The organism is Streptomyces jeddahensis (genome assembly GCF_001642995.1).
Lineage (GTDB): Bacteria > Actinomycetota > Actinomycetes > Streptomycetales > Streptomycetaceae > Streptomyces > Streptomyces jeddahensis.
This window is the reverse complement of record NZ_LOHS01000076.1, coordinates 115968-130821: the sequence shown is the minus strand read 5'-3', so window position 1 is coordinate 130821 and position 14854 is coordinate 115968. Positions and strand designations below refer to the sequence as shown.

Annotated in this window: 7 protein-coding genes; 6 read left to right on the top strand and 1 reads right to left on the bottom strand. The window is 72.4% G+C overall.

What is annotated here, in order from left to right; all coding sequences use genetic code 11:
* Nucleotides 1-39 precede the first annotated feature (39 nt).
* The 6 genes from STSP_RS15655 (at nt 40) to fxsT (ending at nt 10744) form a co-directional block, all read left to right on the top strand.
* A complete protein-coding gene (locus STSP_RS15655; protein ID WP_067277671.1) occupies nt 40-1062 on the top strand; it encodes an AAA family ATPase in 1023 nt (340 codons plus the stop codon).
* A gap of 6 nt (nt 1063-1068) precedes the next feature.
* Nucleotides 1069-4506 carry an SAV_2336 N-terminal domain-related protein gene (locus STSP_RS15650; RefSeq protein WP_078067203.1) on the top strand — a complete coding sequence of 1146 codons (3438 nt, stop codon included), beginning with the start codon at nt 1069-1071 and terminating at the stop codon, nt 4504-4506.
* Between the two features lie 53 nt (nt 4507-4559).
* Nucleotides 4560-4811 carry a hypothetical protein gene (locus tag STSP_RS41210; RefSeq protein WP_067277668.1) on the top strand — a complete coding sequence of 84 codons (252 nt, stop codon included), beginning with the start codon at nt 4560-4562 and terminating at the stop codon, nt 4809-4811.
* Between the two features lie 284 nt (nt 4812-5095).
* Nucleotides 5096-6310 carry an FxsB family cyclophane-forming radical SAM/SPASM peptide maturase gene (locus STSP_RS15640; protein ID WP_067277661.1) on the top strand — a complete coding sequence of 405 codons (1215 nt, stop codon included), beginning with the start codon at nt 5096-5098 and terminating at the stop codon, nt 6308-6310.
* On the top strand, nt 6307-7668 hold the full coding sequence (locus STSP_RS15635) for an HEXXH motif domain-containing protein (protein ID WP_067277660.1): 1362 nt from the start codon (nt 6307-6309) through the stop codon (nt 7666-7668). The genes STSP_RS15640 and STSP_RS15635 overlap by 4 nt, the downstream gene beginning before the upstream one ends.
* Before the next feature lie 61 nt (nt 7669-7729).
* Complete coding sequence (gene fxsT, locus STSP_RS15630) at nt 7730-10744, top strand: FxSxx-COOH system tetratricopeptide repeat protein (protein WP_067277659.1); 3015 nt, start codon at nt 7730-7732, stop codon at nt 10742-10744.
* A gap of 100 nt (nt 10745-10844) precedes the next feature.
* Here the strand turns inward: fxsT and STSP_RS15625 are convergent, their stop codons facing one another.
* A complete protein-coding gene (locus STSP_RS15625) occupies nt 10845-14657 on the bottom strand; it encodes a multifunctional oxoglutarate decarboxylase/oxoglutarate dehydrogenase thiamine pyrophosphate-binding subunit/dihydrolipoyllysine-residue succinyltransferase subunit (RefSeq protein WP_067277844.1) in 3813 nt (1270 codons plus the stop codon).
* Nucleotides 14658-14854 lie beyond the last annotated feature (197 nt).

Here is a 14854-nt window from a genome sequence, read left to right as displayed (position 1 = left end):
TCCAGCCCTGAGCGGACCAGAGACGGCGAGGACTGTGTCATGAGCGAATCCGGCGACTGGCTCATCTACCGAGGCGCGGGAGAACCGCACGAGGGCATCGGCCGTCTGCCCGATCCGCCGCCCTGGCGTGATTTCCGCAGCCGTGACGAGGACGGCGGGAGCGACGGGACGGACCGCCGGCTGGGCGCGCACCGGCATCTGGCCGAGCTCTACCGGCCGGGGGCCGAGGAGCTGGAGATGATCAACGCGGCTCTGTACCTGCGTCGGCCGCTGCTGGTGACCGGCCCGCCCGGAGCGGGCAAGAGCACCCTCGCCCACTCCGTCGCCGGAGAACTCGGTCTCGGCAGCGTCCTGCGCTGGCCGATCGTCAGCCGGTCCACCCTGAAGGACGGCCTCTATCTGTACGACGCCATCGCCCGGCTCCAGGACGTGCAGATCGCGGCTCAGTCCGGCCGCAACGACGACCCGGACGGCGCCGCGGGGACGGCTGAGGACATCGGCAGCTACATCAGGCTCGGGCCGCTGGGCACCGCACTGCTCCCGGCCGACCGGCCCCGGGTGCTGCTCGTCGACGAGCTGGACAAGAGCGACATCGACCTGCCCAACGACCTCCTCAACGTGCTGGAGGAAGGCGAGTTCGCGATACCCGAGCTGCAGCGGGTGGCCGACCGGCTGCCCGACCGCGCGGCCGAGGTGCTCACCGACGACGGCGCGCGCGCCCGGGTCGTCGACGGCCGGGTCCGCTGCACCGCCTTCCCGTTCGTCGTCCTGACCAGCAACGGGGAGCGTGAGTTCCCTCCGCCCCTGATGCGGCGCTGCATCCATCTGCGGCTCGGACGGCCCGACCACGACCGGCTCGCCGCGTTCGTCCAGGCCCACCTCGGCGACGAGGCGGTGCGTGCCAGTGAGGACCTCATCACCCGGTTCCTCGAACGGTCGCGCGGCGAACTGCTCGCCGCAGACCAGCTCCTCAACGCGGTCTACCTCACCGCGGAGGCCGCCCCGGTCAGCCGGGCCCGCCTGGCCGACCTGCTCATTCAGCGGCTCGACAGGCTGAGGTGAGGCGACGTGGCCGAGGAGACCGCCCAGGGCAGGCAGCACCCGCGGGATCCGGGGGGAGAGCGCGGCGGAGCGCATCCCCCGGCCGCCGGTGCCGCCGGACGCGCCTCCTTAGACCCACTGGCCCGGTTCGTCGCGCTGTTGCGCGAGGCCGGGCTCGATCCGGACCCGGCCCAGGTCCGTGACGCCCTGTGGCTGGCCCGCTGGAGCCGGCCGCACGCCGACCGCAGCCCGCCGGGAACCCCCGCGTCCCGCGAGGGACATGGGGCCGTGGCCACCGAGCCGAGCACGCCCAAGGTGGAGGGGCGGCCGGGCACCGGAGACGGCCCCGGCCCTGCGGAGGCCCGCGCACAGGACCGGAGCCGGCCACCGGAGGCCGACGGGCCGGTCTCGCTGTTCACCGAGCCGGCGGGCAGACCGGACGGCACCGTCGCGGACGGGGAGGGCGGCGCGCTGCAGGTCGGCGTGCCCGAAGCGCCCGCGCTGCCCGACGCCCCGGGCGTCCAGCGTGCCCTGCGCCCGCTGAGGCGCTACCGGCCCGCGACGCGCCCGCTGCGGCGAACCCTCGACGAGCAGGCCACCGCCGAGACCAGCGCAGGTGGTCTGCTCGTGCCGGTGTGGCGCGCGGACCGGCGCGCCGAGACCCGGCTCGACCTGGTGATGGACGCCTCGTCGTCGATGCGCGTCTGGGAGGGGCTCTTCGGCGAACTGGGGAGCATCTTCGGCCAGTTAGGCATCTTCCGGGACGTGCGTACGCACTATCTGCACGAAGGCCCGCACGGTGAGCCGGGCATAAGCCACCGCCCGGACCCGGAAGGCGACAAGCTGTGGCCGGCCGAGAGCCTGGGCGACCCGGCCGGGCGCGGTTTCACCGTGCTGCTGAGCGACTGCGCCGGACCTCTCTGGTACAGCGGCCGGGCGCACCGGCTGCTCCACCGCCTGACCCGGCAGGGCCCCACCGCCGTCCTCCAGCCGCTTCCGCAGCGGATGTGGGGGCGTACCCGACTGCCTGTCACCTCCGCTGAACTCATGCGGTCCGACGGCCCCCCGGTGCTGCTCGGCCCCGCCGCCCGGCGGCTGTGGGCCGGCGGGGCGCTGCCGGTCCCGGTGCTGCCCCCCGTCCCAGGCGCCCTGGCGGCCTGGGCCAGGCTGATGTCCGGGCAGGGCGGCGGACGCGGCGGGGGAGCCGTGGGCTGGGTCCGCGGCGACGAGGCGCCGGTCAGGCCCGCCGAGCCCGACCGGGACATGCTCGCCGCCGAACTGGTCAGCCGCTTCCGGGCCTCGGCGTCCCAGATGGCCGGGCAGCTCGCCGTCTACCTCGCGGCGGCCCCGCTCCATCTGCCGGTCATGCGCCTGGTGCAGCGCACCATGCTGCCGGACTCCGGTCCGGCCGAGATGGCCGAGGTGCTGCTGAGCGGGCTGCTGACGCGTGCCGACCGGCAGGAGGACCCCGGGCCGGAGCGGGGATGGTGGTACGAGTTCGCCCCGGGGGTCCGCGACGCGCTGCTCGGACCGCTGGGGAGGGATGAGGCGCTGCTCGTCTTCAAGCACTGCTCGGAGTACGTCGAGCGGACCTTCGGTCGCGGCGGCCCGAGCTTCCTCGCCCTGGCCCGCGCCCAGCTCGGCGAGCATGTCCCCGGGGTCGCGGCCCGCCCGCCCGCCGTGACCGTCGACGGCTGCACCGCTGTCGGCCCCTCTCCGGAGCGGACCTTCGACGACGACACGGGCGACGGCGGCGAGGGCTCGACGGTTCCGCAGCCCTTCGCGGAAGTGGCCGCCGCCGTACTGCGGCGCTTCATGACGCTCCCCGAACGGATTCTTCCCGGCCGCTCCACCGATGATCAGGCCGCCGACCGCCCGGTGCACGAGGCGGTGCCCCGGGCCCGGCGTCTGGTGACCGAGTACGAGGAAACCCGCATGGTGCAGCCGCTCATCGACGCCCTCCAGCTGCTCCGGGGAGCCACCCGGGGGCCCGGACCGGACCGCGAGGATCCGCGGCTCTGGTCGGAACTCGCCCGCTGTGCCCTGCGGTTGTGGGAAGTGCTGGGCGGTCCCGACCTGCTGCGGGAGGCGGAGGATGCGGCGGAGCGGGCCGGATCGCTGCCGGGCGGGGCACGCGAACGGGCCGTGCTGGCCCGGGTGTTGCGCGCCGCCGCCCGGGAACAGACCCGGCTCGGCCGCCGGCAGGCGGCGCGCGACCTGTTGCGGCGAGCCGACCGGGCGTACACGGTGGCCTGCAACGCGCCGGGCCTCAGCCCGGAGGAACTGGAGCGGTTCACGCTGGAGCGGGTCACGGCGCTGGAGGCGCAGTGGCGGCTGGGTGGCGACCTGTCCCTGCTGCAGGGGGCGGTGGGCATGCTCGAGGCGCTGAGTGAGATCCGGTCCGACCAGGACCGGGCGGCGCCCGCCGTCTCGCGGACCCACGGCAGGTTCCTGCTGCTGCTCTGCGAGGCCGGCGCGGACCGCGAGCACGCCGTGCTGTACGCGCGACAGGCCGCCGATCTGCTGCGCACCGTGCTGGACGATCCGGACGGCGCCCCTCTGGACGCTGCCGATCTTCCGACGGTCAGGAACCTGGTGGACGCGCTGCTGGTGATCCGTGAACCGGACGATCTCGCGGAGGCGCTGGCCCTACTGGAGCGGGTGCGGGAAGCCCTGACGGACGCCCGGCTGATCGCGGAGGTCGACACCCGGCTCGGCCATGTGCTGATGGCCCGGCATGCCCCCGGCGGGCCAGGGGGGTCCCCCCTGCCCGAGCGAAGCCGAGAGCTCGGGGGAGGGCCTCTTGCCGCGGCCGACGCGTACGCCCGGGCCATCGCGGCCACCGGGCGCGACACGCCCGAGCACGCCGAGCTCCTCACCTGCCGGGCCCGGGCTCTGCTGGCCGCGGCCGGCCAGCCGGCTGCGGCCGGGGCCCTCGCCGAGGCCATACGGGTCCTGCGGGATGCCATGGCCGAGACCCCGTCGCACGGGCCCGAACTCGCCGAGCGGAGGCTGCTGCTGGGGCAGGCGCTGATGCGGCGGCATGAGCGCGACGGCGATCCGGTGGACCTGCGCGAGGCCGAACACCTCTTCCGGAAGTCCGCCCGGGGCGCGGCCGACCCGCTGGCAGCGGCGGCGGGCTGGTTCGAACTGGGCCGGGCGCACCTCTCAGTGGCCGACAGCCTGAACCGGTCGGCCGGGCTCGACGAGGCGGCGGAGGCGTTCCGGGCGGCCGCGGCGGCCGCAGCTCGGGCAGGTGAGGACGGCCGGAACCGCGAGGAGGCGGCCGTGACGGCGGCGCGGGCGCACGACCGGATGGGGCTGGCCTACGAACGAGCCGGACGTCCGAGGGCTGCGGCCGAGGCATACCGGGCAGCACTTGAGGAGTGGGCGCGGCTGCCGGAGACCTACCGGGAGGCCGCAGCCCGGACCGCGCGGCGCCTGGAAGCGGTGGCGGCGGCATGAGCCGGACGCGGCACCGGGACGGGCCGACGGGAGGACGGAGACGGAGGCGCATCATGGCGGAGCGGACGGAGGAGCCGGTGGACGAGGAGCGGTACGAGGAGCCGCCCGGCGGGGACGGCGCGGTCGGGGCCACGCCCGGGCCGCCCGGACAGACGACGGGGGAGGAGCTGCCGGACCTGCTCTCGCTCGATCTGGAGGAACTCCGCAGGCTCGACCACCCGGTCCTCGTCGACCTGCTGGCGGACCTGCGCCACGGGCGGGATGGGGCGGGCGAGATGTTCTGGGGGTTCACCCGGGCGTTCTGAGACGCCGCGGCGCCCGGGCACGCGACGGCGGAGCGCCCGGTGTCCCGCACCAGGTGGCCGGCGGCCGCTGCCCTCCGAAGCCATACATCGACGTCACAGAGCGAACCGATCAGGACTTAAAGCAAAAGCAACAAGTCAAAAGAGATCGATTCGTGTTTGGCGTGGTCGCGGTGACGGGATGAACCGCGTCGGCCCGCACACCGCCGGCCGAACCGGCTGAGCAGCGGTGGTACCCGGACCGAGCCGGACCGCCGTCGCAGTGCGCACCGCAGGGGGGTGCCGGAATGTCCCGAGCCTTGTCGCGCCACGCGCCGGAGCGAGACGCGGCTTCCCGGCCGACCGTTCCGTTCCGCCAGTTCATCGTGAAGGTGCACGGCCGCTGCAACCTGGCCTGCAGCTACTGCTACGTCTACGCAGGCCCCGACCACACCTGGCGGGACAGGCCCGCAGCCACGCCACCAGCGGTCCTCGCGCGCACCGTGGACCGGATCGCCGAGCACGCCGCGGCGCACCGCCTGCCCCGTGTCTCCCTCGTTCTGCACGGCGGGGAACCGCTGCTCGCCGGCGCCGAGCGGCTCGCGGACCTCACACGCGGGCTGCGGGCGCGGCTGGCCCCGGACTGCGCCGTGCACGCCGTCGTCCAGACCAACGGCACCCTGCTCACCGCCCGCCGGATCGACCTCCTGGCGGACGCGGGCATCCGCGTCGGTGTCAGCCTGGACGGCGGCCTCGCCAGGCACAACGCGGCCCGGGTGGACCACGCCGGCCGCCCGGCCTGGCCGGCTGCCGTACGGGGTGCACGACTCCTCGCCGCTCACCGGCCGGAGGCCTACGCGGGTGTCCTTGCCGTGGTGAACACCCGTCAGGACCCGGTGGAGACATACGAGTCACTGCTCTCGCTGGACCCGCCGGCCCTGGACCTTCTGCTGCCTGACGGCAACTGGTCCGCGCCGCCGCCCGGGATGCGCACCGGGGGCGAGGAGTCCACCCCGTACGGGGACTGGCTGGCAGCCGTCTTCGACCGCTGGTGGCACGCCCCCCGCCGGGAGACGAGGATCCGGCTTTTCGAGGAGTGCGTCGCCCTGCTCCTCGGCCGGCCCGCCGCCACCGAGGCCCTGGGCCTGGCCCCGTTCGACGCCGTGGTGGTGGAGACCGACGGAGCGATCGAGCAGGCCGACGCGCTCAAGTCGGCCTACCACGGCGCGGCGGCCACCGGCCTCGACGTCTTCCGCCACTCCTTCGAGGACGCCCTCGCCCACCCGCCTATAGCCGACCGGCAGCGCGGTGCCGACACCCTGGCCGCCGAGTGCCGGTCCTGTGCGGTGCTCGCGGTGTGCGGAGGCGGCCAGTACGCCCACCGCTACCGCGCAGGCCGGGGCTTCCTCAACCCGTCCGTCTACTGCGCCGACCTGCGGCGCTTCATCCGGCACGTCCACCGGCGGCTGGCCGAGGTGAGCCGGCGGCCACCCGCCACTGCTGTGGAGGACCGCACCCCATGAGCAACGGGATCAGCTCCCCGATGCTGCGCGAGCTGGGCCGCACCGAGGGCGGACCCGAGACCCTCCGCCTTCTCGCCCGCGACCAGGACACCCGGCGGTTCGTGCTGCTGCGGGCCCTGCTGGACGCGGCGCTGGACGCTCCCGACGACCGCTGCCGGCCGGCCGACCGCGCCCGGCTGCGGGACGACTGGGCGCTCCTGGAGGCCGCCGACCGGGCCGATCGGCACGCCGTCCGCGAGGTGCTGCTCCATCCGACGGTCGGCCCCTGGGCGCTGGACTGCCTCCGTGCGCTCACCGGCCCGGGGGCGCTCACCCGTCCCCGTCCGGACCTGACCCATCTCGGTGCGGTGGCCACGGCCGCCGGCGTGCGCGCGGGCCTGGACTTCTCCATCCGCCTGAAGTCCCGAAGGGGACGTGTCGTGCTGCCCACCCTGGGGGAACTGCGCGTGGCGTCCGGCTCCGGAACCATGACCGCCGTCCGGGTCGCCGACGGCCGGGTCGGCGCCGCAGGGCACGGGACAGGACCCGGCGGACCGGTCTGGCGACCGGTCCAGGCCCTGCCGGCCGTCACCGGAGGCCGATCGCCGGTCCTGCTCGACGACGTGGACCCCTACCGCGCCGACCTCAGCCCACGTGCGGACCGTCCCGCGGCCCTGTCACTCGACGAGGAGGACCGGCAGCGCTGGCACGCCACGTGGGACGGGGTCGAGTCTCTGCTGCACCTGGGCGGGCGGCACCGGGTGGACGAGGCAGCCCTGCTGCTGCGCTGCCTGGTACCGCTGGCCCGGCCCCTCGCCGACCGGTCCGGTGACGGCCCCGCCCACTGCAGCGGCACCCGGCGCGAGGCGTTCGGCGCGGTCCTGAGCAGCACACCCCCCACCGCTGCCTTTCTCGCCGCAACCCTTGTCCACGAACTCCAGCACACCAAACTCTCCGCCCTTGGTGTACTGACCCCCTTGCACACCGCCACCGACGACTGCCGCTACTGGGCACCCTGGCGCCCCGACGCGCGGCCCTTCGACGGACTGCTCCAGGGCGCGTACTCACATCTGGCGCTGGCCGACTTCTGGCAGCGCTATGCGCTCGCCGCCCGCGGCGCGGCCCACCGCGACCCGGCCTGGGCCGAGCACGCCCGCTGTCGGGAGCAGGTGGGTGCGGTACTGCCGGTCCTCGCCGGCTCTGACGCGCTGACACCAGAAGGCCGGGTGGTGGTCGACGAGATGATCTCCACGTACCGCCGGATCACCGACTGCCCGCCGCCCCCCGGGCATCTCGCGCGGGCCCGCGCCTATGTCGCCACCGCCCGCCTGCTCTGGCGGCAGCGGAACAGCACAGGGACGGGGGCGTCTCCGCTGTAGCTCAACTATCTTGAACCGTAGGGTATTTGAGATCTCGAAACAGGCCAGGGGGGCGGCGGCCATGCCGGCAGAACGCAGGGTGCAGGCGCGACGGGGCGACGCGGTGGAGAAGATCACAATCAGCTTCGCGGGCTTCAACCGGGCCTGGGCCGCCTGGATCGGTGACCGGCTGGAACGCCGCGGCTTCTCCGTCAGCTACCGGCTGTGGGAATCGCCGGCGGACCAGCCGCTGATCGAACTCCTCCAGGACCTCGCCACCGCCCCGGGACGCGTCCTGCTGGTGCTCAGCGAGTGGTACTTCCGCCTCGGACCGCGTACCGACACCGAGTGGAACTCCGCTCTGCGCGAGGTCGTGCTCCCCGTCCGCGACCACTTCACGGCCGTCTCGGTCACCCACAGCCGGGTGCCCTCGGCGACCGCGATGTTCGGCGCCCCGCAGCTCAACAACATCGGTGCCGACGAGGCCGAAGCCCGCCTGCTGCGGCATCTCGGCATTCCCGCCGACGGACCGCCGCAGGCCGTCGACGGGCGGCGTGGCCCCCGTTTTCCCTCCGAGGCCCCTGACGTGTGGGGCTACGTCCCGCGGCGCAACCCCCGCTTCACCGGCCGCGAGACGCTTCTGGGCGGTGTCTACGACACCCTCAACGGAGCGAGCGGCGGAGCGGCCGTGGCCGCCCTCCACGGTCCGCCCGGGGTGGGCAAGACCCAGCTCGCCGCCGAATACGCCCACCGGTTCGGCTCCGAGTACGACGTGGTGTGGTGGATCTCCGCGGACCGGCGCGGCGCGTGCCGCCAGCGCCTCGCCGAGCTGGCCCCCGAACTCGGCCTCACCACCGGTGTGGAGTACGGCGAGCGGCTCCGCGCAGCCCGGCACGCGTTGCGCCGAGGCGACCCCTACTCCCGGTGGCTGGTCATCATGGACGGCGCCGACGAGCCCGACCAGGTGTGGGATCTAGTCCCCGAGGGACGGGGCCATGTGCTGATCACCAGTCGGAACCGCGACTGGAACCGGTACAGCAGCCAACTGGTGGAGGTCGGCCCGTACGACCGCATCGAGTCCATCGCCTTCGTACGGCGCCGGGCGCCCCGTCTCAGCCACCAGGACGCGGAGCGGCTTGCGGAGGCGCTGGAGGATCTGCCGCTCCTGCTCGACCAGACCGCCGCCTGGCTCGCTGAGTCGGACATGACCATCGACGCGTATCTCGAACTCCTCGAAGAGGGAGCCGGGCAGGACGTGGTGACCGTCTCCTCCGACTTCCCGGTGGCCTTCCGGACCGCCTGGGCGATCCTCCTCAACCATCTGCGCGAGACCCTGCCCGAGTCCGTCGACCTGCTGCGCATGTGCACACTCTTCCGGCCTACGTCCATCCCCATCCGGCTGGTGCGCGAGTTGCCGCGCGAGGCGCTTCCGGAGAAGCTGGTCGGACTGGTGGAGAGCCCGGTTCGCTGGGCGCGGGCGGTCGAGCAGCTCAAGCGCTACGCGGTCGTCCGGGCCGCCGCCCTGGACGACCCCACGGGCGGCGATCCGAGTGACCAGGCAGGACTGGTCGAAAACCTGACGATGCATCGGCTCGTTCATTTGATCGTGCACCAAGACATGCCTGAACAGGACCATCGCGAGTTCACGGAAGCAGCGCGCCGCGCTCTTGCCGCGAGCGACCCGCTTCGCCCCACGGACCCGGGGCTGTGGCCGCGGTACGCGGAGATCGTGCCCCACCTGAAGACGGCCGATGTCCTGCACAGCACCGACCCGGACGTTCAGCGGCTGGTTCTCAACTGTCTTCGGTACATGTACCTGTCGGGCGAGTACCGGCCGGGCATCGTGCTCGCCGAGCGGGCCCTGGAGACCTGGCGTTCCCTTCTCGGCGAGGAGCACCCGCGCATCTGGGACGTGATCTACCACTACGCGAACCTTCTGCGCGCGGTCGGCGACTACGCGCGCACCGAGGCCATCGAACGCAAGGTCGTGGAGACCCTGCGGGAGCAGCGCGGCCCCGACGACCTGGAGCACATCCAGGCCGCCGACGGTCTCGCGGCGGACCTGCGCGGACTCGGCCGCTACGACGAGGCGTACACCATCTCCACATGGGTGCTCGATGCGTACGAACGGCTGCTGGGCGAGGGCGACTCGCGGACCCAGAACGCGCGCAACAACCTCGCCGTCTCGCTGCGGCTGCTCGGCCGGTACGAGGAGGCCTTGGCCCTGCACCGGCAGACCATGGAGGAACGCCGGCAGTACCTGAACCCCCGTCACAACTGGACCCTCTACGCCGAGGTCCACTACGCCACCGATCTGCGCCTGCTCGGCCGCTATGCGGAAGCCGTCTCGCTCCAGGGCCAGAACGTCCGAGTGCACCGGCAGGTCATGGGCGACGACAACCCGCAGACCCTCCAGGCGGAGCACAACCTGGCGCTGTGCCACTACCGCTCCGGAGACTGGCGGGAGGCCGGTGAGATGCTGGCCGGGGTACTGGAGCGCAGTGAGCGGGTGCTGGGGGACGACCATCCGCTGACCCTGATGTTCGCCACCAGCCAGAGCTTCTTCGCCCGGGAGCACGGGGACGTGGACCTGGCCCGCAGGCTGGGCGAGTCCGTTGCCGCCCACTACGCCCGGATGCTGGGACCCGACCACCCCTTCGCGCAAGGAGTGCGCTGCAACAACGCGCTGATCCTGCGCAGTGTCGGCGAGCGGGATCAGGCCCTGGAGACTGTCGAGGCCGCGCTCGGCGGGATGCGCAGGGCGGTGGGCAAACGGCATCCGTGGACACTGGGCTGCGCGGTCAACGCCTCGGGCATCCGGAATCTGACCGGAGATCCGGCTTCGGCCGCGACGCTCAGTCTGGGGACTGCGGAGACCGCGGCCGAGGTGCTGGGGGACCGGCACCCCCTCACCCTCACCGCGCGCATCGCACTCGCCGCCGACCTGCGGGGCACCGGCGAGAACCGGCAGGCGGACAAGATCGAGCGGGAAGCCCTGGACGCACTCGCCCAGTCGCTGGGCGAGAGGCACGTCCACACCGTCTCCGCCCGCTCCCGCACCCGTCCCTACTGGGACTTCGAGCCGCAGATCATCTAGATCGTCTCCCACGGGCCCGGAACCCCGAAGGGCCCGCCCCCGAGTCCAAGAACTCGGGGCCGGGCCCTTCGGTCAGTCACCTGGGAGAAGGTTCCGAGGCTCAGGCCTCGAAGACCTCCCGCACCAACTGCTCCTGCTCGGCCTGGTGCCGCTTCGCCGAGCCCACCGCCGGGGACGACGAGTGCGGGCGCGAGATGCGGCGCAGGCGTTCGCGGGCCGGGATGTCCTCGCCGACCGCCAGGTCCAGGTGGTCGATCAGGTTGAGGGCGATGAACGGCCAGGCGCCCTGGTTGGCCGGCTCCTCCTGGGCCCACAGGTACTTCTCGGCGTTCGGGTACTTGGCGATCTCCTGCTGGAGTTCCGTGCCCGGCAGCGGGTACAGGCGCTCGAGGCGGATGATCGCCGTGTCCGTGACGCCGCGCTTCACGCGCTCCGCCTCCAGGTCGTAGTAGACCTTGCCGGAGGTGAAGACGACCTTGCGGACGGCGGCCGGGTCGGCCGTCGTGTCGCCGATGACGGGACGGAAGCCGCCCGTGGTGAACTCCTCCGTCTTCGACGCGGCTGCCTTGAGGCGGAGCATCGACTTCGGGGTGAAGACGACCAGCGGCTTGTGGTGCGGGTTGTGCACCTGCCACCGCAGGAGGTGGAAGTAGTTCGACGGGAGAGTCGGCATCGCGACCGTCATGTTGTTCTGGGCGCAGAGCTGCAGGAAGCGCTCCGGGCGGGCCGAGGAGTGGTCCGGGCCCTGGCCCTCGTAGCCGTGGGGCAGGAGGAGGGTGACGCCGGACGTCTGGCCCCACTTCTGCTCCGCCGACGAGATGAACTCGTCCACGACCGTCTGCGCGCCGTTGACGAAGTCGCCGAACTGCGCCTCCCAGAGGACCAGCGCCTCGGGGCGGGCCAGCGAGTAGCCGTACTCGAAGCCCATCGCCGCGTACTCGGAGAGGAGCGAGTCGTAGACGTTGAAGCGGGCCTGGTCGTCCGCGAGGTACAGGAGCGGGGTGTAGTCCTCGCCCGTCTCGCGGTCCACCAGCACCGCGTGGCGCTGGCCGAACGTGCCGCGGCGGGAGTCCTGGCCGGACAGCCGGACCGGGGTGCCCTCGAGCAGCAGCGAGCCGAACGCCAGGGTCTCGCCCATCGCCCAGTCGATCGTGCCGTCCTCGACCATGGTCGCGCGGCGCTGCAGCTGCGGCATCAGGCGCGGGTGGACGGTGATCCGCTCGGGGATGTTGACCTGGGACTCGGCGATCCGCTTCACGACCTCCTGGGAGATCGCGGTGGTGACGGCCACCGGGAACTCGGCCTTCGCGTCCGGGACCTGGGCCTCGGCGGGCTGCGAGGTGGCCTCGCGGACCTCCGTGAAGACCTTCTCCAGCTGGCCCTGGTAGTCCTGCAGGGCCTGCTCGGCCTCTTCCAGCGTGATGTCGCCGCGACCGATCAGGGACTCGGTGTACAGCTTGCGCACCGAGCGCTTCTTGTCGATCAGGTCGTACATCAGCGGCTGCGTGAAGGACGGGTTGTCGGCCTCGTTGTGACCGCGGCGGCGGTAGCAGATGAGGTCGATGACGACGTCCTTGTTGAACGCCTGGCGGAACTCGAAGGCCAGACGCGCGACACGCACGACCGCCTCGGGATCGTCGCCGTTCACGTGGAAGATCGGCGCCTCGATCATGCGGGCCACGTCGGTGGAGTACATCGACGAGCGCGAGGACTCCGGCGCGGCCGTGAAGCCGACCTGGTTGTTGATGACGATGTGGACCGTGCCGCCCGTGCGGTAGCCGCGCAGCTGCGACATGTTCAGGGTCTCGGCCACGACGCCCTGGCCCGCGAAGGCCGCGTCACCGTGCAGGGCGACCGGCAGGACCGTGAAGTCCGAGCCGCCCTTGCCGATGATGTCCTGCTTGGCGCGCGCGACACCCTCGAGGACCGGGTCGACCGCCTCGAGGTGCGAGGGGTTGGCGGTCAGCGAGACCTTGATCTGCTCGCCGTCCAGGCCGGTGAAGGTGCCCTCGGCGCCCAGGTGGTACTTCACGTCGCCGGAGCCGTGCATCGACTTCGGGTCGAGGTTGCCCTCGAACTCGCGGAAGATCTGCGCGTACGACTTGCCGACGATGTTCGCCAGGACGTTCAGGCGGCCGCGGTGGGCCATGCCGATGACGACCTCGTCCAGGCGGGACTCCGCAGCGCTGTCGATCACCGCGTCGAGCAGCGGGATGACCGACTCGCCGCCCTCGAGCGAGAAGCGCTTCTGGCCGACGTACTTCGTCTGCAGGAACGTCTCGAACGCCTCGGCGGCGTTCAGGCGGCGCAGGATGCGCAGCTGCTCCTCGCGCTCCGGCTTGCTGTGCGGGCGCTCGACGCGGTCCTGGATCCACTTGCGCTGCTTGGGGTCCTGGATGTGCATGTACTCGATGCCGGTGGTGCGGCAGTACGAGTCGCGCAGGACGCCGAGGACGTCGCGCAGCGTCATCATCGACTTGCCGGCGAAGCCGCCGACGGCGAACTCGCGCTCCAGGTCCCACAGCGTGAGCCCGTGCTCGGTGATGTCCAGGTCGGGGTGCTTGCGCTGGCGGTACTCCAGCGGGTCGGTGTCGGCCATGAGGTGGCCGCGGACCCGGTAGGAGTGGATCAGCTCGAAGACCCGGGCGGCCTTGGTGACGTCGTCGTCGTGCGAGGCGTCGATGTCCTTGAGCCAGCGGACCGGCTCGTACGGGATGCGCAGGGCCTCGAAGATCTCGTCGTAGAAGCCGTTCTCACCGAGGAGGAGGTTCGCGACGATCCGCAGGAACTCGCCGGACGCCGCGCCCTGGATCACGCGGTGGTCGTACGTCGAGGTCAGCGTCATGACCTTGGAGATGCCCAGCTTGTTCAGGGTGTCCTGCGATGTGCCCTGGAACTCGGCCGGGTAGTCCATGGAGCCGACGCCCATGATCACCGACTGGCCGGGCATCAGGCGCGGCACCGAGTGGACGGTGCCGAGGCCGCCGGGGTTGGTCAGGGAGACCGTGACGCCGGTGAAGTCGTCCATCGTCAGCTTGCCGTCGCGGGCGCGGCGGACGATGTCCTCGTAGGCCTGCCAGAACTCGAAGAAGTTCAGCGTCTCGGACTTCTTGATCGCCGCGACGACCAGCTGGCGGTCGCCGTTGGGCTTCACCAGGTCGATGGCCAGGCCGAGGTTGATGTGCGGCGGCTTGACCAGGGTCGGCTTGCCGTCCTTCTCGCCGAACGACCAGTTCATCGACGGCATGGCCTTGATGGCCTGCACCATCGCGTACCCGATGAGGTGCGTGAAGGAGATCTTCCCGCCCCGGGCGCGCTTGAGGTGGTTGTTGATGACGATGCGGTTGTCGAAGAGCAGCTTGACCGGGACCGCGCGGACGGACGTGGCCGTCGGCAGCTCCAGTGACGCGTTCATGTTCTTCGCAACGGCGGCGGAGGGGCCGCGCAGCGTCACGAACTCGGGACCCTCGGGCGCCTCGGCGGGCGCGGCCTTCGCGGCGGGCTTCGCCGCGGCCGGCTTTGCGGCGGCGGGAGCGGCGGCCGCGGGCTTCGCCGCGGGGGCCGGGGCTGCGGCGGGCTTCGGGGCCGCGGGCGCTGCTGGCGCGGCCGGCGCGGCGGCGCTCGGGGCCGCGGTGGCCGGGGCGCTCGGCGCGGCAGAGGCCTCGGCGATGGTGCCCGGGGCCCCCGCGACAGCAGCACCGTCCGGCTTCGCCGTGGTGGCGGCGCCGCCGCCCGGCTTGTAGTCGGCGAAGAAGTCCCACCAGGCTCGGTCTACCGAGTTCGGGTCCTGGAGGTACTGCTGATAGATCTCGTCGACGAGCCACTCGTTGGCACCGAACGCGGCAGCCGGGTTCTTCCCGGCTTGGTCGGTCTCGGTGGAGATGCTCGAGTTACTGGGGGACTGTGGCGACACGGCGGCAACCGCCCTCTTCCGCTTCACAAGGTGATGGACAGCGGGAATAAAGGCTACGCCTCCATCGCCGAGAGGTGCAGGCCGGGCCGGTGATCCGTCGTGTAAGTCACATCGAAAACCGCGTTTCGGCGCTTGAATTGGCGGGAAACAAGCGCGGTTCCGCTGTATGCGGGTACGCCGACGCAGCGCCGCGACCC

Excerpts from the sequence above, each read along its gene's own strand:
- fxsT (WP_067277659.1), top strand. The coding sequence starts at position 7,730 with ATGCCGGCAGAACGCAGGGTGCAGGCGCGACGGGGCGACGCGGTGGAG.
- STSP_RS41210 (WP_067277668.1), top strand. The coding sequence starts at position 4,560 with ATGGCGGAGCGGACGGAGGAGCCGGTGGACGAGGAGCGGTACGAGGAG.
- STSP_RS15655 (WP_067277671.1), top strand. The coding sequence starts at position 40 with ATGAGCGAATCCGGCGACTGGCTCATCTACCGAGGCGCGGGAGAACCG.
- STSP_RS15640 (WP_067277661.1), top strand. The coding sequence starts at position 5,096 with ATGTCCCGAGCCTTGTCGCGCCACGCGCCGGAGCGAGACGCGGCTTCC.
- STSP_RS15635 (WP_067277660.1), top strand. The coding sequence starts at position 6,307 with ATGAGCAACGGGATCAGCTCCCCGATGCTGCGCGAGCTGGGCCGCACC.